At 67.7% G+C, this 20,773-nt stretch carries 21 protein-coding genes; 10 read left to right on the forward strand and 11 right to left on the reverse strand.

Annotated elements, in window-relative coordinates:
• Positions 1–26: 26 nt before the first annotated feature.
• Positions 27–260, forward strand: coding sequence for a hypothetical protein (locus tag ACFRAQ_RS15050; protein ID WP_379099415.1), 234 nt, complete (start codon positions 27–29; stop codon positions 258–260).
• A gap of 131 nt (positions 261–391) precedes the next feature.
• On the opposite strand, the gene ACFRAQ_RS15055 is transcribed toward ACFRAQ_RS15050, so the two are convergent.
• Entirely contained in the window at positions 392–1,480 is a 1,089-nt protein-coding gene (locus ACFRAQ_RS15055) for a LacI family DNA-binding transcriptional regulator (protein WP_379099418.1), read from the reverse strand.
• Positions 1,481–1,635: 155 nt separating this feature from the next.
• Between ACFRAQ_RS15055 and ACFRAQ_RS15060 the strand changes: the two genes are divergently transcribed.
• The 4 genes from ACFRAQ_RS15060 to ACFRAQ_RS15075 are packed head-to-tail and all read left to right on the forward strand — an operon-like array spanning position 1,636 to position 5,589.
• A complete protein-coding gene (locus tag ACFRAQ_RS15060) occupies positions 1,636–2,961 on the forward strand; it encodes an aryl-sulfate sulfotransferase (RefSeq protein WP_379099421.1) in 1,326 nt (441 codons plus the stop codon).
• A gap of 24 nt (positions 2,962–2,985) precedes the next feature.
• Positions 2,986–3,849, forward strand: coding sequence for an ABC transporter permease (locus ACFRAQ_RS15065; RefSeq protein ID WP_379099424.1), 864 nt, complete (start codon positions 2,986–2,988; stop codon positions 3,847–3,849).
• A 2-nt stretch (positions 3,850–3,851) separates the two neighbouring features.
• The gene (locus ACFRAQ_RS15070; RefSeq protein ID WP_379099427.1) at positions 3,852–4,607 is read left to right on the forward strand and encodes an ABC transporter ATP-binding protein; all 756 of its coding nucleotides are present in this window, start codon (positions 3,852–3,854) and stop codon (positions 4,605–4,607) included.
• Positions 4,608–4,626: 19 nt separating this feature from the next.
• On the forward strand, positions 4,627–5,589 hold the full coding sequence (locus tag ACFRAQ_RS15075; protein WP_379099430.1) for an ABC transporter substrate-binding protein: 963 nt from the start codon (positions 4,627–4,629) through the stop codon (positions 5,587–5,589).
• Between the two features lie 122 nt (positions 5,590–5,711).
• Here ACFRAQ_RS15075 and ACFRAQ_RS15080 read toward each other — a convergent pair whose 3' ends face one another.
• Complete coding sequence (locus ACFRAQ_RS15080; RefSeq protein WP_379099433.1) at positions 5,712–6,746, reverse strand: fused (3R)-hydroxyacyl-ACP dehydratase subunits HadA/HadB; 1,035 nt, start codon at positions 6,744–6,746, stop codon at positions 5,712–5,714.
• Positions 6,747–6,841: 95 nt separating this feature from the next.
• The gene (locus ACFRAQ_RS15085) at positions 6,842–7,486 is read right to left on the reverse strand and encodes a hypothetical protein (RefSeq protein WP_379099436.1); all 645 of its coding nucleotides are present in this window, start codon (positions 7,484–7,486) and stop codon (positions 6,842–6,844) included.
• 216 nt (positions 7,487–7,702) lie between these two features.
• On the opposite strand from ACFRAQ_RS15085, the gene ACFRAQ_RS15090 reads away from it, so the two are divergent.
• The 4 genes from ACFRAQ_RS15090 to ACFRAQ_RS15105 all read left to right on the forward strand — a co-directional run bounded on the left by ACFRAQ_RS15090 (position 7,703) and on the right by ACFRAQ_RS15105 (position 10,581).
• Positions 7,703–8,257: a carboxymuconolactone decarboxylase family protein gene (locus tag ACFRAQ_RS15090; RefSeq protein WP_379099438.1), complete on the forward strand. Its 555-nt coding sequence runs from the start codon at positions 7,703–7,705 to the stop codon at positions 8,255–8,257.
• Positions 8,258–8,342: 85 nt separating this feature from the next.
• Positions 8,343–9,170, forward strand: a complete 828-nt coding sequence (locus ACFRAQ_RS15095) for an alpha/beta fold hydrolase (RefSeq protein WP_379099441.1) — start codon at positions 8,343–8,345, stop codon at positions 9,168–9,170.
• A 162-nt stretch (positions 9,171–9,332) separates the two neighbouring features.
• Positions 9,333–10,175 carry an SDR family NAD(P)-dependent oxidoreductase gene (locus tag ACFRAQ_RS15100; protein WP_379099445.1) on the forward strand — a complete coding sequence of 281 codons (843 nt, stop codon included), beginning with the start codon at positions 9,333–9,335 and terminating at the stop codon, positions 10,173–10,175.
• Between the two features lie 136 nt (positions 10,176–10,311).
• A complete protein-coding gene (locus ACFRAQ_RS15105) occupies positions 10,312–10,581 on the forward strand; it encodes a hypothetical protein (RefSeq protein WP_379099448.1) in 270 nt (89 codons plus the stop codon).
• 10 nt (positions 10,582–10,591) lie between these two features.
• On the opposite strand, the gene ACFRAQ_RS15110 is transcribed toward ACFRAQ_RS15105, so the two are convergent.
• The gene (locus ACFRAQ_RS15110; RefSeq protein WP_379099451.1) at positions 10,592–10,915 is read right to left on the reverse strand and encodes a hypothetical protein; all 324 of its coding nucleotides are present in this window, start codon (positions 10,913–10,915) and stop codon (positions 10,592–10,594) included.
• A gap of 249 nt (positions 10,916–11,164) precedes the next feature.
• Between ACFRAQ_RS15110 and ACFRAQ_RS15115 the strand changes: the two genes are divergently transcribed.
• Positions 11,165–11,881 (forward strand): VIT family protein, encoded by a 717-nt coding sequence (locus ACFRAQ_RS15115; protein WP_379100272.1) that lies wholly within the window; start codon positions 11,165–11,167, stop codon positions 11,879–11,881.
• Between the two features lie 9 nt (positions 11,882–11,890).
• Here the strand turns inward: ACFRAQ_RS15115 and ACFRAQ_RS15120 are convergent, their stop codons facing one another.
• The 7 genes from ACFRAQ_RS15120 to nuoH all read right to left on the reverse strand — a co-directional run bounded on the left by ACFRAQ_RS15120 (position 11,891) and on the right by nuoH (position 20,730).
• A complete protein-coding gene (locus ACFRAQ_RS15120) occupies positions 11,891–12,601 on the reverse strand; it encodes an SDR family NAD(P)-dependent oxidoreductase (RefSeq protein WP_379099453.1) in 711 nt (236 codons plus the stop codon).
• Between the two features lie 95 nt (positions 12,602–12,696).
• Entirely contained in the window at positions 12,697–14,313 is a 1,617-nt protein-coding gene (nuoN, locus tag ACFRAQ_RS15125) for an NADH-quinone oxidoreductase subunit NuoN (RefSeq protein ID WP_379099456.1), read from the reverse strand.
• A complete protein-coding gene (locus tag ACFRAQ_RS15130) occupies positions 14,310–15,935 on the reverse strand; it encodes an NADH-quinone oxidoreductase subunit M (RefSeq protein WP_379099458.1) in 1,626 nt (541 codons plus the stop codon). Before ACFRAQ_RS15130 ends, nuoN begins: the two co-directional genes overlap by 4 nt.
• 20 nt (positions 15,936–15,955) lie before the next feature.
• Positions 15,956–17,827 carry an NADH-quinone oxidoreductase subunit L gene (nuoL, locus tag ACFRAQ_RS15135; RefSeq protein WP_379100274.1) on the reverse strand — a complete coding sequence of 624 codons (1,872 nt, stop codon included), beginning with the start codon at positions 17,825–17,827 and terminating at the stop codon, positions 15,956–15,958.
• Between the two features lie 16 nt (positions 17,828–17,843).
• The gene (gene nuoK, locus ACFRAQ_RS15140) at positions 17,844–18,143 is read right to left on the reverse strand and encodes an NADH-quinone oxidoreductase subunit NuoK (RefSeq protein WP_357010729.1); all 300 of its coding nucleotides are present in this window, start codon (positions 18,141–18,143) and stop codon (positions 17,844–17,846) included.
• On the reverse strand, positions 18,140–18,970 hold the full coding sequence (locus ACFRAQ_RS15145) for an NADH-quinone oxidoreductase subunit J (RefSeq protein ID WP_379099461.1): 831 nt from the start codon (positions 18,968–18,970) through the stop codon (positions 18,140–18,142). The genes nuoK and ACFRAQ_RS15145 overlap by 4 nt, the downstream gene beginning before the upstream one ends.
• Complete coding sequence (gene nuoH / locus ACFRAQ_RS15150; protein WP_379099464.1) at positions 18,967–20,730, reverse strand: NADH-quinone oxidoreductase subunit NuoH; 1,764 nt, start codon at positions 20,728–20,730, stop codon at positions 18,967–18,969. Before nuoH ends, ACFRAQ_RS15145 begins: the two co-directional genes overlap by 4 nt.
• Positions 20,731–20,773: the final 43 nt, after the last annotated feature.

Raw genomic sequence — 20,773 nt, forward strand, 5'->3', positions numbered from 1 at the left:
CGGGGTACACAGAAGAGAAGGACTTGATGAAGCGTTCTATTGCCGGAGTCGTCGTCGCCGCGGGTTTGCTCATTCCCGGCCAACTGGTCTCCGCAGCCACGGCCTCCGCGGCGAATTCGCCCACCACGGTAGCGGATACCGGATCCGGCGGATGCACCTCGAGCATGCCTCAGACGTGCAGTTCGCCGCTGGCTGCCGCGATCCTCGGCCTGCTCGGCGGACTGTCCACCGGTTCGGCTAACGGCGGGCAGCCCAAGTAGTCGAATTCGCCGTCATGCCAACCGGCGCTCTTCCCCGCTCGGGGACGGGGTAGGCGCCGGTTGATCCGCCGCCGCTTTCCTTCAGCTCTCGATATGCCGGCCTGTACCTGGCGACCGATACCGCGGGCGCGTCACGGCGTGGAGTGAGTCCGCCGGACCGAGTCACCCGACGGGTGTCGATGCCGGCCGCCGCGGGTGCAGCCACAGGTTTCACCGAGGCTGAGATGGATATCGAAGGGTGACGGGGGAGCGCTGGGGGAGTTCGTGTTTCCGGCTGCGTCGAGGACGCGGGACAGGGCCGTGCGGGCGATGTCGTCGATCGGCTGTTGGACGGTGGTGAGGATCAGCGGGGCGTATGTGTTCGCGGTGTCGGCGTCGTAGCCGACGACGGCGACGTCCTCGGGGATGCGCAGTCCGGCATCGGCGACCGCCCGCAGGGTCGCGGCGGCCTGGGCGTAGGTTCCGACCACGAGCCCGTCCGGCGCTGGATGGTCGGCGAGGTAGCGCCGCACGGCGTCGTACGCGCCCGCGGGGGTGAGGTCGGTGGGAATCCGTTGCGCGGCAGCGGCTCCGACGACGGAGGCATAACCCTCGTAGCGCTGGGCGACGGTTTCGCGGTCGCCGTGCGCGACCTCGTCGGGGGTGAATCCGCCGACGAAGACGATGGATCGACGCTGATGGTCCTGGCCCAGATGGTTCGCGGCCAGCCGTCCCGCCTGCACATGGTCCGCGCCGACCATGCCCGCGTCGACGTGGTCGCGGTTGTTGTGCACCCAGACGATGGGAATGCGGGCCTGCCTGCACAATTCGGCCGTCGCGGGACCGTTGGCGCCGCCGACCACGATCAGCCCCTCGATGCCGGAGTCGACGAAGGCGGCGGCGAATTCGATCTCGCGTTCGGGGTCGTAGGCGGTATTGCCGATCAGTGTCAGATGGTCGCGGTGGCGGGCCTCGATCTCGATGTGGCCGACCAGGGTGCCGAAGAGGGGGAGGCGGACGTCGGGGACGAGCAGGCCGAGGTGCCGCCAGCGTCGCGGGCGCCGCAGGGCGCGCGCGGCGCGATCGGGGCGGTAGTTGAGTTCGTCGAGGGCGGCGGTCACCTTGGCGCGCAAGGCGTCCGAGACCGGGCGCGGACCGTCATTGAGGACGTAACTGACGACGGCGGTGGAGGTGCCGGCTCGCCGGGCCACATCGGCGAGGGTGGCGCGTTTGGCAGTCACGTTGGTACCAACTCTCGTCGCTCGCGGGCCGGTTGCCCAGGCTTGAAATCGTTCTGATTCTTACAGTCTCCGCACCGGTTCCGTCCCGCGCAAATCGATTAGATTCGTTACATCCGCGACCCGACCGCTTAACAGCCGACTGATGGAGTGAATGCATGGCCTTCGTACGACTCACCGGTGTCACCTATTACGAACCGGAATCAGCCCATGACAGCTACATCGTGTTCACCGGCGCGGACTCCGTCACCCGGCTCATCGACATGCACGGCGCGGTGCGCCACGAATGGTCCTATGCCGGTGTGCCGCCGCGCATCCTGGATCCGGCACTGACCGGGCGGCTCGGGGACGTCGGGGTGCAGCTCTCGCTCAGCGGCGATCCGCGCGGCGGGATCTACGCCAATGGCACTGTGGGACAACTGACCTGGGACGGCGACCGGGTGTGGGAGTGGGGCACGCAGGCTCCGGGCGGCGCGGCCCGGCAGAACCACGACTGGGAACTGCTGGCCAATGGCAACCGCCTGCTGCTGGTCACCATTCCCCGAGTGGTTCCGCGGCTGGGTTCGGCCGTAGTGGGCGACCAGGGGCTGTACGAGGTCGCTCCGGACGGGTCGATCGTGTGGGAGTGGCGGGTCGGTGACCATCTCGACGAACTCGGATTCTCCGAGGCCGGGTGGGATGCCTTGCGCGAGACCGTCGCTCGCGACCCCGACGATGCCTGGGGTTATCTGGAGATCAACAGTGCGAAGACGCTGGGACCCAACCGCTGGCATCGCGCCGACCCCGACAGTGTGTTCCAGCCCGACAACATCCTGATCAGCAGCCGCAAGGCCAATGTGGTGGCACTGATCGACAAGGCGTCGGGTTCGATCGTCTGGAAGCTGGGCCCGTACTTCGACGCCGAGGCCGGGGCGCAGCACCAGCGGATCAATGCGCACAAGGTGCCTCGGCCGCTCGATCAGATCTCCGGACAACACAATCCGCATCTCATCGCCGACGGCCTGCCGGGCGCGGGCCATATCCTCGTCTTCGACAATCAGGGCGGCGCGGGGTATCCGCCCGCGGCCCTGGGCATTTACGCCGGGTCCCGGGTGCTCGAGATCGATCCGACGACCCGGCAGATCGTGTGGCAGTACACCGCGGAGGATTCCGGGCTGCCGTCGTGGACGTTCTTCAGTTCGTTCGTCAGCAATGCCCAGCGACTGCCGAACGGCAACACCCTCATCACCGAGGGTATGACCGGCCGCCTGTTCCAGGTCACCCCGCGGGGCGATGTGGTGTGGGAGTACGTGTCGCCCTACGAGGGTCGCGGTGTCGCCGGCGAACCCGAGGTGCACGAGCCGCGCGTGCCGGGCGTGGACCGGCTCAGCGACACCCCGCTGGTGTACCGCTCGCAGGCCGTCCCCGCCGAATGGGTGCCGCTCGAGCCGCATCCCGATCTGGCCGCCGTCGATCTGCGGACGACGGTCCGTCCCACCACCTAGCTCCGCCGAATTCAGGTGAATCCCATGACATCGAGCGTGCAAACCACCTCGGGCCGCACCACGTCGCAACCGTCCGCCGTGGTGGCGGACGAGCCGCGCCGGACGCGGCGGCCGTATCCGCGCTGGTCACCGCGATGGCGAACGATCGGCGGCACGGCGGCCGGGATCGGATTGGCCGTGCTGGCCTGGTCCCTGGTCGCCGCGGCCGAACCCTTTCCCCGCCAGCTGTTTCCGACCGTCCCCCAGATCCTGACCGCCGGGCACACGCTGTGGGCCGAGGGTCTGCTGATCCCCGATCTCACGGCGAGCCTTCGCCGCGCGGTGTTCGGTCTGCTCATCGGTGTGGCCGCCGGCGTGTTCGCGGCCGTCCTCACCGCGAGCACCGGGGCCGGGCGGGCCTTGTTGCAGCCGGTGCTGCGCTTGCTGTCGCCGGTGCCGACGATCGGCTTGGTGCCCTTGGCGATTCTCTGGTTCGGGATCGGCGAGAACAGCAAGATTCTGGTGATCGCCCTGGGTGTGTTCGTTCCGGTCTGGATCAACAGCCATTCCGGATTCTCCGGGACCCCGGCCGACTACCTGCAAGCCGCACGCTGCCTCGGCGCGGGGCGCTGGCAGACGCTGACCCGCGTCGTCATCGCCGAAGGGCTGCCCGATGTGGTGGCCGGTGTGCGGGTCGGTGCGGCCATGGCGTTCGTGCTCATAGTGGTCGCCGAGATGACCGGCACCACGGCGGGTCTCGGGTATCGGATCTATCAGGCGCAGCTGTTCTCCCAGGCCGACCGGCTGATCTTCTGCCTGCTGGTGCTCGGGGTCCTGGGTGCGATCGGTGACGCCGTGATCGCGGCGATCAGCGCCCCGGTCCAGCGCTGGGCGCGGGAGGTGAGCTAGTCATGGCGATCGCCACCCGCGACCTGACGGTCCGTTTCCCGAACACCCCGCAGCCCACCCTGCAAGGCATCGATCTGATCGTTCCGGACGGGTCGTTCACGGTGCTGGTGGGCGCGTCGGGCAGCGGCAAATCGACCCTGCTGCACTGCCTGGCCGGGCTCATCACGCCCACTTCGGGCGCCGTCACCGACAATGGCGTGCCGGTGCTCGCCCCCGATCCGCGGCGCGGCGTCGCGTTCCAGCGGGACGTGTTGTTCCCGTGGCTGAGCGTGGCGGGCAATATCGACTTCGCGCTGCGCGCCCATCGGGTGCCGGTTCGCTTGCGCGGCAATCGGATCGACGAGCTGCTCGACCTGGTCGGGCTCCCCGCCGAGGTGCGGCGCAAACGGCCCGCCCAGTTGTCGGGCGGCATGCGTCAACGCGCCGGGATCGCACGCATGCTCGCCGGTGAACCCGAGATCATGCTCATGGACGAGCCGTTCGCGGCGCTGGACGCGCTGACCCGGCTGAATATGCAGGACCTGCTCATCGATCTGTGGACCCGCCTGCAACGCACGGTCGTCTTCGTCACCCACGACGTCGACGAGGCGATCCGGTTGTCCGACACCATCAGCGTGCTCGCGGGCGGACGGATCACCAATCAGATCCCCAACCCGCTGTCCCGGCCCCGGCCCGCCGACGCCCTGGCCGACCAGCCCGGCTACAGCGAACTGCGCCGGCTGCTCCACCACGAACTCGGTATCCAGCACGCGATGTGAAGAGAAGAAGAGAACAGCCGTGAAGAAACTCCTCCGCCCCCTGACCGCCGCCCTGGCCGTACTCGCCCTGGCACTGCCGCTGACCGCGTGCGGATCCTCCGATGATTCCGACCCGAAGACCCTCACCGTCGGATTCGTGGTCGACCCGTCGTGGGCGCAGATTCCCGTCGCCCAGCAGACCGGATTGTTCACCAAGCACGATGTGAAAGTGAAGGTCGTCAATTTCTCGACCGGGGTGGAGGCGTTGCAGGCGCTCGCCGCCCACCAGGTCGATATCGCCACCGCCGCCGACGTGCCCACCTCGGCCACCCTGACCCGGTCGCCCGCGCTGCGGGTGGTCGGGGACGGATCGCGGTGGCAGGGTTCGCGAATCATCGCCCGGCGCAGCGCCGGAATCACCTCGGTCGCGAACCTGGCCGGGCATTCGATCGGCACGCCGTTGGGCACCAGCGCCGCCTACTTCGCGTCGAATGTGCTCTCGCACAACGGTATTTCGGCGAATCTCGTGCAGGTCGCGCCGTCCGCGACGCTGACCGCGGCGACCCAGCACAATGTCGACGCCGTCTCGATCTTCCAGCCCTACCAGGCCCAGGTGGCCGAATCGCTGGGCGGCGACGCCGTCGAGCTCACCGGCGGCACCTACAACCAGCACAGCCTGTACCTGGCGACCGATACCGCCATCGCGTCGAAATCGGCTGCGCTGACGGCGTTCTTCGCCGCGCTGGGGGAGGCCGGGACCCAGCTCGCCGCGCGCTCCGGCGACGCGGTGTCCGCGGTCGCCACCGCCACCCAGCTGAGCCGGGCGTTGCTCGAGAAGATCCTGCCCGAGTTCGACTACACCCTGCAGTTGCGCCCGGAGCTCGCCGATACCCTCGCCGAGCTCGGCGCCTGGGCCAAAGACCAAGGGAAGGTCGACCGTTCGACGCCGCTGCCGGACTACAAGACCCTGCTCGACGCCGAATTCGTTCCCCGCGGCAACTGACCGGTCAGAGGGCGTGCGGCGGTGGCGAGCGAAAGTGTTGTCATGGCAATCAGATTCGCCGCGATGGCCGGTGGCAGCCAGGTGGTGTCGTGGCCGGGGATGACACCACCTGGAAGTCGTGGCTAGGCGAGTCGGACGTCCGCGGTGGCGAGACCGAAGATCTTGCGCCCCGCCGCCTTCGCGACGATGACGACCACGGCCGTCCGGGTCTCGGGATCGAGCGACTTGACGCGCCCGGTGAATTCGACGACGCCCGCCGTGGCGGCTTCGATCACCGTGTAGTTCGACAGCCGGACTCCGTAGCGGAGCATGGCGCCCGGGTCGCCGAGCCAGCCGGTCACGAAGCCCGCGCCCAAGCCCATGGTGAGCATGCCGTGCGCGATCACGTCGGGAAGGCCCGCGAGCGTGGCGATCTCGGCATGCCAGTGGATCGGATTGACGTCACCGGAGACCCCGGCGTAGTTGACCAGGTCGCCGCGGGTCAGGGTCACGGTCCGAGGGGGAAGCTCGTCACCGACGGCCAGATCCTCGAATCGCACCGATGTGAGCGGGGTCCGCAGCCGCGACACCGGAGAGAACCGTGTGGCGTCGCCCGGCTCGGGCACCCGACCCGCGTCGGCGGCAGCGGCGGGCGTCGATTCGAGCCCGGTCATCATGACCCGGTCGATCGTGGCGCTGATATCGGCGTTGACGTCGTCGCCGGTCAGCCCCACGACGGTGGTGTGCATGACCTGCATGATGTCACCGGCCATGTCGCTGAACGTGTTCGTGATGGTGAGCAGATCCTTGCCGCCGATCCGGCGCACCGAGGACAACTCGACATCACTGACCAGCCGCTCGCCGGTCTCCACTGGCTTGTACATCTCGAAGACCTGATCGGTCTGCACGATCACGTCGTAGCCTTCGAGCACGGTCTGCAGCAGCTTGCGATTGGCCAGCATCGCCGCGGTGGAGATGAACGTGGTCGGTGCGATCAGCCCGGCGTATCCGAGCCCCTGGGCGGCGTCCTCACTCCAGTGCGCGGGGTGGAAGTCCTGGACCGCTCGCGCGTACTCCCGGATCTTCTCCCTGCCCACCTCGTAGTAGTCGTCCAGGCGGTAGTGATGCCCCACCAGCCCCGCTACGTCGAACGTCGCCTCCACCAAGCCCTCCTCCATCCGGATTCCTTCCACACGGTAACCGGTGGTGGCCCACCGACATCATGAGTGAAACGACACCTTCTCACACGACTCGGCGCCCGCGGCGGAAAACATCAGAAGGGATACTCCGCACACAGCCGCCCTGAAAAACTACGGACGGCATGCTCCCGCATCCGCCGCCCGTACACCACATCCGAGCCCAGATCCGTATAGGTCTCGAACTCGCACTGGACGAATCCTGCCACCTCCGCCACATATACATCGAAGCCCGGGTACATCAGCCCCGCGTACGGCATGTCGTCGACATCCACAGCGACCACGGGGTACTCACCCAGCGAATCGGCCGCCCCCACCGCCAGCACCCGTCGTGAGTCCGACCCGCCCGGCAGCAGGAAGCACTCCGGGAACCGCTCGGCCAGCCCCTCGAAGGTCTCACCCCAGGGCTGCCCCAGCTCATCGCCGACCAGCTCGTCCAATGGCCGCGGCGCGAATCCGCCGTCCTCCGCGAACCATCCGCAACGCTCGAACAAGGTGGTATCGAACGCGAGCCACTCCCGAAGGCTCGGCGAGAGCGGCCGCCCCGACGGAAACACCGCCCCGGCCAACGCTTCCCTGTCCATGGGCCGTGGCTCACCCGCCACCCACGGTGTGTGACCGACCCACGCGACAGGCTCGAACATCGCCCGCCCGGGCTCACTCCGCACCGACTCGATCACCCGCCGCGTCAAGCCGACCCCGTGCCACACCTCTTCAGTCATGGCGCGCAAGCTAACAGGACAGTCCGACGAAATCACCTGCCGGGAACGGCAATCCGCCGTTCCCGGGGACCGCATCCCCAGGAACAGGGTGGGTGGGGGCCGAGGCGGTAGATGCAGATCACTGAAATCGGACACGCATTGCTACTACAAGCCGTCGCAGGTTCGGCCTAGGCTGATACGCAGGGAAGATCCCGCGAAACGCCATGGGGAGGCATCATGCGCGCAATTGCCCGAATCATGCATTACGTCAAGGCCTTCGGTCGGGCTCGCAAGAATCAGACCGATCTGTTCGGCTGGCTCATCCGGCGGCCGCAGCTGCTGATCAGCACCCTGCTCCACGAGACGATGCTGCTGTTCTCCAACAAACTCGACCCGACCCTCAAGGAGCTGGCCGAGCTCAAGACCGCGGCATTGGTCAACTGCCAGTTCTGTCTCGACATCGGCTCCACGCTGGCCCACTTCGGCGGGGTCACGGCAGCGCAGGTCACCGACCTGCCGACGTATCAGGACAGCGATGCCTACAGCGATACCGAGAAGCTGGTGATCGCCTTCGCCGAGGCCATGACGGTCACGCCGACCGCACTGGACCTCGACGATCTGCGCACCCAGTTGCTGAGCCGGATGAACAAGTCCCAGTTGACCGAACTGACCGCCGCCATCGCGTGGGAGAACCAGCGAGCGCGGCTGAACCAAGCGCTCGGGGTGCGCCCGCTCGGCGCCGCCGAGGGTGTCGCCTGCGCGCTGCCGGAATCCCGCCGTCAGGTCGGCTGAGGCTCTTCCGTTCTCGCGGCGATGAATTCGACGCGGTCGTACCGTCAATTCAGGTGTCCCTCTTCCGAGACACCTGGAGCTACCCATGACCTCGACCGCACCTGTCACGTCCGGAACCGTCGCGGTGCCCGACGGCACCATCTACTACGAAGTCCGCGGCAGCGGCCCGCTGATCGCACTGGTCGGCGCCCCGATGGATTCCGGCCCCTTCGGCACGCTGGCCGAACTGCTCGCCTCCGACCACACCGTCCTGTGCCCCGACCCGCGCGGCCACGGGCGCAGCACCGTGACCGACGCCGACAAGGACTCGACGCCGGAACTGCGCGCCGACGATCTGGCCCGCGTGATCACCCACATCGGTCAGGGCCCGGCCGTGGTGCTCGGCTCCAGCGGCGGCGCGATCACCGGCCTGGCGCTCGCCATCGACCGGCCCGAGTTGGTGTCCACACTCATCGCGCACGAGCCGCCGCTGCGCGAACTGCTCGACGACCGGGACGATCTGCGGGCGCGGACCGACGAGATCGTGGACGTCTACAACACCGGTGACGTGATCGGCGCGGTCCGCAAGTTCGGTGAGATGTCGGGTCTGTTCATGCCGGAGGAGATGCTGGAGCAGATGTTCGGCGGCGAGCGGGACCCCCGGGCGATCGCCTCCGACGACTTCTTCTACCGCCACGAACTGCACACCACCTCCGGCTGGCAGCCTTCCCTGGACGCGCTGTGCGCCACCCCGACGACGATCGTCATCGGCATCGGCGACGAGTCCGCGGGCCTGTTCTGCGACCGGACCTCGCGTGCCCTGGGCGGTGAGCTGGGCATCGAACCGACCCTCTTCCCGGGTGGCCACGCCGGGTTCATGGAACAGCCCGATACGTTCGCCGGGCGGGTCCGCGAAGTCATCGAGGCCGACTAGCGGGTTCGTCGACGGCCATGTGTCGAGCCTGGGCGCCGACGCATGGCCGTCGACGATTGACAGCGAACTGCCCCCGTCGTAATTTACCGATTAGTCAATTCGTGTGGGTCAAGATCCAGCTACCCGCATCCGCCGACCTCGCCACCGACGACGGGTACCGATATGAAGAACTATCTGGCCACCGCGCTGCTGCAACCGACGCCCTCGATCCGATCGATCGTCGGCGCGACCGGCGCACCGGATCTGCACAGCCGCACCGTGATTCTGACCGGCGCGTCCTCGGGCATCGGCGAAGCGACCGCCCACCTGCTCGCCGACCGCGGAGCGCGGATCCTCGCGGTGGCCCGGGACCGGGAACGGCTCGAGCAGACCTGCGGGGCCATCACCGCCGACGGCGGCGTCGCCCACCCGATGCCCTGCGATCTCACCGATCCCGAACAGGTCGGCGAGCTGGCGGCCACCGTGCTCGAGCATTTCGGCACCCCCGACATCGTGGTCAACAATGCGGGACGGTCCATCCGTCGCAACGCCTTCGACGCCACCGACCGGGCCCACGACTACGAGCGCACCATGGCCGTGAACTACTTCGGGCCTGTTCGCCTGACCCTGGCCCTGTTGCCCGCGCTGCGGGCGGCGAACAGCGGCCACATCATCAATATCGGCACCTGGGGCACCACCGCCGGCGTCATGCCCAAGTTCAGTGCCTATCACGCCTCGAAGGCCGCTCTGGCCGCGTTCGGGCGCAGCCTCGGCGCGGAGTGCCATGACACCGGAATCGCGGTCACCACAATCGGATTCCCGCTCGTGCGTACGCCGATGATCAGCCCGACCAGTGACTACGACACCCAGGCCGCGCTGACGCCCGAGCAGGCCGCGGGCTGGGTGCTCACCGCGGTGCGCGACCGTCCGGTCGAGCTGTATCCCACGTATGCGGCGGCCTTGCGGCTGCTGTCGACGGTGTCGCCGCGGCTGGCGGACAGCCTGGTGCGCGCGGCGGGCATCTGACCCCGTGCGGCCTATTCAGGAATAGGCTGGGGGCACACTTATCCGTGCGATTCGGGAGGTGTGGGTGATGAGAACTCCAATAGCCCGAGGTGTGGGCATCGCGGCGATGTGTCTCGCGGTATTCGCGGGAACAGTGGTGAGCTCTTCGAGCGCTCAGGATGTAGACGGTCAGCGGTACGTGTGCGATCAGGTGGAGATCACCACGGATGGTCACGGTATCGGGACCGGGAACTGCGTATCCGCGGGTGGCGGCGCTCCCGCGATGGGCTTGATATCCGGTGCGTTCGATATCGTGCGGCGCGGGGACGACTTCACCGTGCACTGCCAGGACAATGGCGGGATGGCGACCGGGGAATCGTGGTTGCCGGGTGAGGTGAACGGGGCCACCACGCATTGTTCGGCGTAGCGTGGCCGGGTCATTCCACCGGTGGAATCGCCCAGCGCGCGTAGGTGTTTTCGGGACTCACCGTGATGATGTCGGCCACCTGCACGATGTCATCGGGGATGCGACCGCCGAAGTGGGCCAGGCTGGGGATGATCACCGCGTCGGCCTCCATCCGGGAGACCAGGGTGCGGACCCGGACCAGCGGCCGGTCGGTCTCGGGACCGAAGACCACCGTCTTGCACAGGTCATAGCCGAGCCGGCGAGCCAGATGCTGGATCTGAGCCTCGTCCCACTGCTGCTGCGCCCCCGACACATCGTGCCGGAGGTATCCGATCGCTGATGGTTGTGGCCGCATCCTGCCGCTCTCTTACCCGATCCGCTTGGCGCCGAAGACAACGCTACGGCCAACCCGCGCCGCGCATGACCCGAATCCACCGAGAATCTGCTTGTCGCAAACGTGTCGCGATCGCCGTGTCGCGGATTACCCGGGGTGTGTACCGCATCGAAACCTCTTGATATGCAATGCATTACCTAATTTCGGTGAGGCTTTCTTTGCTGGCGGCAAACGTTGTGAACTACTACCGTTCCCCTGGTGAGGGACGAAATGACCGGTTCGGTGGCGCTCGCGCATCCCGCCGAACCCCATGCGACAGGATTGGCGACTCGCCTGAATTGGCTGCGTGCGGGTGTTTTGGGCGCGAACGACGGGATCGTCTCCGTGGCTGGGATTGTCGTCGGTGTCGCGGCCGCGACGAGCAACAGCACCGCGATCCTGACCGCGGGCGTGGCCGGACTCACCGCGGGCGCGGTGTCGATGGCGCTCGGCGAGTACGTCTCCGTCAGCACCCAACGCGACAGCGAACGCGCCCTGCTGGAAACCGAACGCCGTGAATTGGCAGAACAACCCGAAGCCGAGCTCGCCGAACTGGCCGCCATCTACCGCGCCAAGGGCCTTTCCCCAGCCACCGCCCAGGCCGTGGCCGAAGAACTCACCGCCGCGGACGCATTCACCGCCCACGCCGAGGCCGAACTCGGGATCGACCCCGACGATCTCACCAACCCCCTCCACGCGGCCCTCTCCTCGGCCCTGTCCTTCACCCTCGGCGCACTGCTCCCACTCCTGGCAATCCTGACGCCCCCGGCGATCCGGGTTCCCCTCACCATGGGCGCGGTCCTGGCCGCCTTGGCCCTAACCGGCGCGTTGGGCGCGCGTCTCGGGCAAGCTCCCGTCGCCCGCGCGACCATCCGCGTCCTCGCCGGCGGCGCGCTGGCGATGATCACCACCTACGCCATCGGCCACCTCGTCGGAATCACCACCTGACCCACCCGATCACCAGGCCAGCGGCCCCTTCGCGTCGAAGAACCCGCCCGTCGGCCCGTCCGCCCCGATCTGCGCCATCCGCACGATGATCTCCGCCGCCTCCTGCACCGTCTGATGCCCGAGGTTGTGGTTCAGATCGGTACCGGTGTAACCCGGTTCCACCGAATTGATCCGAACACCCGGAAAAGCCTTGGCGTACTGAATCGTCAGCACATTCACCGCGGTCTTCGACGCCGGATATGCCACCCCCGGATACCGACCGGCGATGTCCCCGTCCGTAGCGAGCCTGTTCAACGATGCCAGCCCACTACTCACGTTCACCACAACCGGTGCCTCCGCCTTCTCCAGCAACGGCAAGAAGGCCTCCAGCACCCGCACAGTCCCGAAAACGTTGGTCTCGAACGTCTCCCGCATGATCTCGGCAGTCATCTCCCCGGCCCCCAGCACACCCCCGTCCGCACTCATCTCCGCCTGAATCCCCGCATTGTTGATCAGCACATCCAGCCCACCCTCGGCTTCGATCGCCGCGACCGCAGCGCGCACGGACTCATCATCGGTGATATCAATCCGAACAGCCCGCGCCCCCACCGCTTCCGCCGCCGCCAGCCCCCGCTCGGCATCCCGACTCCCGAGATACACCGTGTGCCCGTCCACCACGAGCCGCCGCGCAGCCTCGAACCCGATTCCCTTATTGGCGCCCGTAATCAGAATTCTGCTCATACCCCGAACCTAGAACCTGGAGCACACTCCAAGTCAACACCAATCGGGCTCGCCGCGAATTTCGCGGCGAGCCCGATTCTTTGGATCCGGTGGGTTCAGTGGATGAGGGTGGCGGCGTTCTTGGCGAGGTCGAGGAGGGGTTGGGGGAAGATGCCGAGGACCAGGGTGGCTGCGGCGGTGAGGGCGATGATGGTGCTCGTGAGGGTGGGGTGGACGACGGTGGGCGGGGTTGCCGGGGCGTCGGTGAAGAACATGAGGACGATGACTCGGATGTAGAAGAAGGCGGCGATGGCGCTGGAGATGACACCGACGATGACGAGGGTCGCGGCCTCGCCGCCGGTGGCGGCGGCGAAGACGCCGAACTTGGCGATGAAGCCACTCGTCAGCGGGATGCCCGCGAAGGAGAGGAGGAACAGGGAGTAGGTGGTGGCCAGCCAGGGGGAGCGGCGGCCCATGCCCGCCCAGGCTGGGAGATCGGTTGCCTCGTCGCCGTTGTCGTCGCGGACCAGGCTGACCACGGCGAAGGCGCCGACGGTGCCGAGGCCGTAGACGGCGAGGTAGAAGAGGATGGAGGAGACGCCGGCGGTGGTGGCGGAGACCAGGGCCGTCAGGATGAAACCGGCGTGGGCGACAGAGGAATACGCGAGCATGCGCTTCATGTCGGTTTGGGTGACGGCGAGGATCGCGCCGACGACCATGGTGGCGATGGCGACCGCGGCGAAGACCGGACGCCAGTCGTTGCGGAGGTTGGGGACCGCGACGTACAGCACGCGCAGCAGGGCACCCACCGCGGCGATCTTGGTGGCGGCGGCCATGAATGCGGTGACCGGAGTCGGCGCGCCCTGGTAGACGTCGGGGACCCAGGACTGGAACGGGACCGCGCCGATCTTGAAGAGCAGTCCGACGGCCAGCATGGCGACGCCGATGACGGCCAGGGTGTGCGACTTGCTGTCGTCGCGGGCCACCGCCTCGGCGATGCCCGCCAGCCGGATCGTTCCCGCGTAGCCGTAGAGCAGTGCCATTCCGTAGAGGAAGAAGGCCGACGAAAACGCGCCCAGCAGGAAGTATTTCAACGCGGCCTCCTGGGAGAGGAGGCGGCGACGCCGCGCCAGTCCGCACAGCAGGTACAGCGGCAGCGACAGCACTTCCAGTGCCACGAACATGGTGAGCAGGTCGTTCGAGGCGGGGAAGAGCATCAGCCCGGCGAGCGCGAACATGGTGAGTGGGAAGACCTCGGTGGTCGCGATTCCCGCTGTGGTGGCGGCGATCTCGTCGAGGCTGCCGGGTGTGGAGGCGGCCTGCGGGGTGAAGGCGTCGACCCCGCCACGGGAAGCCGTGAGACTCCAGGTGCCGGGTCCTTCGCGGCGCACCGGCATCCGGTCGGCCCGACGCTCGGCGATGAAGAGCAGTCCGAGAATGCCGACCACCAGGATGGTGCCCTGCAGGAACAGGGAAACCCCGTCGATGGCAACGGCTCCCACCACGGCGGTCGCCCGGACATCGCGCAGTCCGATGACCGCGCCCAGCGCGACCGCCATACCGCCGAGCCCGAGCACCAGGTGGATCACATAGCGCGACGCGCGCGGCGCGAACGCCTCCACCAGCACCCCGGCGACCGCGACACCGAACACGATCAACATCGGTGACAGGTACCGGTATTCGATGCTCGGTGCCGGGACCGTCGCGGCGGCGAGCAGCAGACCTCCACTCATTTGTGGGCACCTCCGGTGTTCGTCTGGGCGGCTTCCGGCTGCACCGCCGGGGCCGGATTGTGCTGTCCGATGGTGGTGAGGGTGCGGGCGACGGCCGGATCGATCCGGTCCAGCACCGGCTTGGGGTACGCGCCCAGGAACAGCAGCGCGATGATCAGCGGGACCACGACCACCATTTCGCGGGGCAGCAGGTCGTAGAGCCGCTCGTTGCCCTCCTTCACCGGGCCGGTCATCATCCGCTGGTACATCCACAGCACGTACACCGCGGCCAGCACCAGCGCGGAGGCCGCGATCACGGCCGCCACCGGGTAGCGGGTGAATGTGCCGATCAGCACCAGGAATTCGCTGATGAACGGGGCGAGCCCGGGCAGCGACAGCGTGGCCAGGCCGGAGATGAGGAAGGTGCCCGCCAGGATCGGCGCGACCTTCTGGACGCCGCCGAAGTCGGCGATGAACCGAGATCCGCGCCGCGACACCAGGAATCCGGCGATGAGGAACAGCGCGGCGGTGGAGATGCCGTGATTGATCATGTACAGCGTCGCCCCGGTGCCGCCCTGGGTGGTGAGCGCGAAAATGCCCAGGATGATGAACCCGAAGTGCGAGATCGAGGTGTAGGCGATCAGCCGCATCACATCGGTCTGCCCGATGGCCAGCAGCGCCCCGTACAGGATTCCGATCACCGCGAGCACGCTGATCAGCGGCGCGTATGTCGATGTGGCCGAGGGGAACAGCAGCAGGCCGTAGCGCAGCATGCCGAAGGTCCCGACCTTGTCGACCACCGCCATCATGAGCACCGCGCTGGCCGGGGTGGCCGCCACCGCGGCGTCCGGCAGCCAGGTGTGCAGCGGCCACAGTGGCGCTTTCACCGCGAACGCGAACATGAATCCGAGGAACAGCGCGTTGAGCACCGCGGGCGTCGCCCCGAGCTGCCCGGAGTTGGCGGCCTCCATGACGGTCCGGAAGTCGAAGGTGCCGCCGCCGTGGCTGCCCAGCTTCTCCCGCGCGGTGATCACGTAGAGCCCGATCACCGCGGCCAGCATGATGAGTCCGCCGAACAGGTTGTACAGCAGGAACTTCACCGCGGCCCGCGCCCGCTGCTGACGCAACGCCATGTCCCCGGTGCGGGGGCCGAAGCCGCCGATGAGGAAGTACATCGGGATCAGCATGACCTCGAAGAACACGTAGAACAGCAGAATGTCCAAGGCGGTGAACGAGACCAGCACCATGGATTCCACGACCAGGGTGAGCGCCACGTAGTAGTGCGCGACCCGCGGCCCGGTGCCGACCTCCCGATCGTCCTGCCAGCCCGCGATCAGCAGCAGCGGTACCAGTCCCGCGGTGAGCAGGACCAGAACCAGGGCGATCCCGTCGAGGCCGACCGTGTAGCCCGCCCCGAAGGCCGGGATCCACTGCCGGTCCTCCACGAACTGGTATTGCGCCCCACCGGTTTCGAACCGGGTGGCCAGCCAGATACCGATCCCGAGCGTGCCCAGCGAGACGATCAACGCGAAGGCCCGCACCGCGGTCCGCTGTCCCGCCGGGAACAGCAGCGCGAGCGCCGCCCCGCCGAGCGGCACCGCCCACAGCAGGGTGAGCCAGGGAAATTCGCTCACGGAGTTCATCGGTGCGTTCGCAAGCTCATTCACAGGAACCTCACCGCCAGCAGGGCGGCGACCACGAGGGCCGCGCCGGTGAACATGGACAGGGCGTAGGAGCGCACGAAACCGGTTTGCACGCGCCGGATCCGGGCCGACAATCCGCCGATCACCGCGGCCGTGGAGTTGACCAGGCCGTCGATGCCGCGGTTGTCGACGAACACCAGCGACCGGGTCAGGTGCCGGCCGGGACGCATGAACGCGGCCTCGTTGGCGGCGTCGCCGTACAGGTCGCGGCGTGCGGCCTCGACGAGCGGGTTGCCGGCGGGCGCGGTCTCGGCGATCGGGGACTTCGCGTACTGGTCGTAGGCCACCCAGCCGCCGGCCGCGACCACCGCGAGCGCGAAGAACGTGATGGCCCAGGCTGGAATCACCGGTTCGCCGTGATGTTCGCCGACCACCGGGGCCAGCCAGTTGGTGAGCGAGGACCCGTAGGCGAAGAGCATGCCGGAGAAGACGGATCCGAAGGCCAGCAGGATCATCGGCCCGGTCATCGAGGCGGGCGCCTCGTGCGGATGCGTGCCTTCCTTCCAGCGGCGCTCGCCGAAGAAGGTGAAGATCATGACGCGGGTCATGTAGAACGCCGTGATGCCCGCGCCGCACAGCGCGGCCAGGCCGGTGACGACACCGCCGACCCCGCCGTACGCGAACGCCGCCTCGATGATCCGGTCCTTGGACCAGAATCCCGCGAACGGCGGAACACCCAGGATCGCAAGGTATCCGAGCCCGAAGGTGACGTAGGTGATCGGCAGCAGCTTGCGCAGTCCGCCGTAGCGCCGCATATCGGTCTCGTCGTTCATCGCGTGCATGACCGAGCCGGCGCCGAGGAACAGTCCGGCCTTGAAGAAGCCGTGGGTCAGCAGGTGCATGATCGCGGCCGCGTACCCGACCGGGCCGAGCCCGGCGGCCAGCACCATGTAGCCGATCTGGCTCATGGTCGAGGCGGCGAGGGCCTTCTTGATGTCGTCCTTGGCGCAACCGATGATCGCGCCGAACACCAGAGTGACCGCGCCGACGGCCATCACGGCCGCCTGCGCGCCCGGCGCGAGATCGAAGATCGGGTTCGAGCGGGCGATCAGATAGACGCCCGCGGTGACCATGGTGGCGGCGTGGATGAGCGCCGACACCGGCGTCGGACCCTCCATGGCGTCCCCCAGCCAGGACTGCAGCGGCACCTGCGCGGACTTGCCGCAGGCCCCGAGCAGCAGCAGAAGCCCGATGGCCGTGAGGGTTCCGGTGCCCGCGTGGCTCGCCGACCCGAAGACGGTCTGGAAGTCGATGCTCCCGAAGGTCGCGAACATGACCATGAGCGCGATCGCCAGCCCCATGTCGCCGACCCGGTTGACCACGAACGCCTTCTTGGCCGCCGTCGCGGCGGAGGGCTTGTGGTACCAGAATCCGATCAGCAGGTAGGACGCCAGGCCGACGCCTTCCCAGCCGAGGTACAGCACCAGGTAGTTGCCCGCGAGGACCAGTACCAGCATGGCGGCCAGGAACAGGTTGAGGTAGGCGAAGAATCGCCGCCGTCCCTCGTCGCCGTTCATGTATCCGATCGAGTAGATGTGGATCAGCGATCCGACGCCGGTGATCAGCAGCGCGAAGCACATCGACAGTTGGTCGAGTTGCAGCGCGAAGTCGACCTTCAGCCCGGCGACCGGCACCCACTCGAACAGCGTGTAGTGCACGGCCCGTTCGGAATTCGGCCGGTCCAGCATGTCGGAGAACGCCCACGCCGCGACCCCGAACGAGGCGAGCGCCAGCGCGGTGCCCGGAATATGGCCCCACGTGTCGCCGATCCGGCCGATCAGCAGCAGGAATACGGCCCCCGCGAGCGGGAGCGCGGGCATCAGCCACAGCATCTGTGCGGTATCCATGTCAATACCGCAGCAGGTTCGCGTCGTCGACCGAGGTCGAGCGGCGGGCACGGAAGATGCTCATGATGATGGCCAGGCCGACCACGACCTCGGCGGCGGCCACCACCATGGTGAAGAACGCGAAGACCTGGCCGTCCAGATTGCCGTGTGTGCGCGCGAAGGTGACGAAGGCCAGGTTCACGGCGTTGAGCATGAGCTCGATGCACATGAACACCACGATGGCGTTGCGCCGCACCAGGACTCCGGCGGCGCCGATGGTGAACAGCAGGGCCGAGAGGTACAGATAGTTGTCCGGATTCACCGCTGGCCTTCCTCGTGAGTGTCGTCGCCGGGAACGTCGCTGCCGTCGCCGACGGTCAGCACGACCGCTTCGGTGTGGGCGCGATTGCGGCGGTGCCGCAGGATGGTGCTGACCGACAGCTCCTCGAAGGAGCCGTCCGGCAGCCGCGCGGGCGCGTCGACGGCATTGTGGCGGGCGTACACGCCGGGCGTGGGCAGCGGCGTCACCCGGGTGCCCGCGCGGAAGCGTTCCTTGGACAGGGTGCGCTGATCGGTGGGCGGCCCGAACCGTTCGCGGTGCGCGAGCACCATGGCGCCGATGGTCGCGGTGATGAGCAGTGCGCCGGTGAGCTCGAACGCCCACACGTAGCGCACGAAAATGAGTTCGGCCAGCGCCCCGACGCTGTAGTTGCCGCCCAGGCCGGGACCGGTCTCGGCGACGCTCCGGTCGGCCATGCCGCGGGCGATGCCGCCGATGAGCAGCATGCCGAAGCCGATGCCCACCACCACGACCGCGAGCCGCTGCCCGCGCAGCGTCTCCCGCAGCGACTCCGCGGAATCCACGCCGACGAGCATGAGCACGAACAGGAACAGCATCATGACCGCGCCGGTGTAGACGACGATCTGCACGATGCCCAGGAACAGCGCGCTCTGCGCGATGTAGAACGCCGACAGCGTGATCATGGTGGCGGCCAGGCACAGTGCCGAGTGCACGGCCTTGCGCGCGCAGACCATGCCGAGCGCGCCGAGCACGGCCACCACGGCGAGGATCCAGAACTGGACGGCCTCGCCGGTGGAGGTGTGGGTGACGATCTGCTGGGCGGGCTGGGCGATCCGGTCGGTGATCATGATTGCTTGGTCCCTTCCGCTCCGGCGAGTTCGCTTGCCGCGCCGGGGACTTCGCCGCGGTAGTAGGAGCCCTCGTCCGCGCCGGGGTACATGGCGTGCGGCGGGGCGACCATGCCCGGCTGCATCGGGGCGAGCAGATCCTGCTTCTCGTAGATCAGCCCGGCGCGGTTGTCGTCGGCCATCTCGTACTCGTTGGTCATGGTGAGCGCCCGGGTCGGGCAGGCCTCGATGCACAGACCGCACCCGATGCAGCGCAGGTAGTTGATCTGGTAGACGCGGCCGTAACGCTCACCGGGAGAGAAGCGTTCGTCCTCGGTGTTGTCGGCGCCCTCCACGTAGATGGCGTCGGCGGGACAGGCCCAGGCGCACAGCTCGCAGCCGATGCACTTCTCCAGCCCGTCCGGATGTCGGTTGAGCTGGTGCCGGCCGTGGTAGCGCGGCGCGGTCGGGGTCTTGACCTCGGGGTAGAGCTCGGTGTTCGGCTTCTTGAACATCGTCGAGGCGGTGACCACGAATCCGCCCAGTGGGGCCAGCAGATCCGGCTTGGGGGTGGACGCCATCGGCGTCGCGGGCATCGGCGGCACCGGGAAGTCCGAGTACGCCCGCGTCGAGTCCGGGTCCGGGGAGGCGTTGGCGCGGTCGTAGCCCGCGTGCCCGGCCCGGATCACCAGCGCGAGCAGCACGGCCGCGACCACCAGCCCGCCGATCACCATGCCCGCGGTCTGGATGTGGGTGCCGTTGTTCTGCAACACCTTCAGGGTCGCGACGAACATGACCCAGGCCAGCGACACCGGGATCAGCAGCTTCCAGCCCAGGTTCATGAACTGGTCGTAGCGCAGGCGGGGGAGCGTGCCGCGCAGCCAGATGAACACGAACAGGAACGTCCACACCTTGGCGGTGAACCACAGCATGGGCCACCAGCCGCTGTTCGCGCCCGCCCACAGGCTGATCGGGAACGGCGCGTGCCAGCCGCCGAAGAACAGCGTGGTGGCCAGCGCGGACACGGTCGCCATATTGATGTACTCGGCCATCATGAACATGGCGAACTTGAGCGAGGAGTATTCGGTGTGGAAACCGCCGACCAGCTCGCCCTCGGCCTCGGGCAGGTCGAAGGGCGCGCGGTTGGTCTCGCCGACCATGGACACCGCGTAGATCAGGAACGACGGCAGCAGCAGGAAGACGTACCAGGTTCCCTCCTGCGCCTTGACGATTCCCGAGGTGGCCATGGTGCCCGAGAGCAGGAACACCGCGGCGAAGCACAGCGCCATGGCGATCTCGTAGGAGATAACCTGCGCGGTAGAGCGCAGCCCGCCCAGCAGCGGATAGGTGGACCCGGACGCCCAGCCCGCCAGCACGATGCCGTACACGCCGACCGAAGCCATGGCCAGGATGTAGAGCACGCCCACCGGCATATCGGTCAGCTGCAGCATTGTCTGGTGCCCGAATATGCTGACCTGCGGCCCGAACGGGATCACCGCGAACGCCATCACGGCCGGGATCAGCGAGATCACCGGCGCGAGAATGAAGATCGGCTTGTCCACGATGGCCGGGATGATGTCCTCCTTGAGGAGCATCTTCACGCCGTCGGCGATGGACTGCAGCGAGCCGCGCGGCCCGACCCGGTTGGGTCCGACACGCATCTGCATGAACGCCACGATCTTTCGCTCCGCGTACACCGCCAGCATCGGGATGAGCAGCAGGAACACGAAGATCCCGATGGATTTCACCAGCACCAGCCACCACGGATCGTGGCCGAACATACCCAGGGTGTTCGCGTCAGGCCCGGAGGAGGCAGCGTGTGTA

The organism is Nocardia sp. NPDC056611 (genome assembly GCF_042792755.1).
GTDB lineage: Bacteria > Actinomycetota > Actinomycetes > Mycobacteriales > Mycobacteriaceae > Nocardia.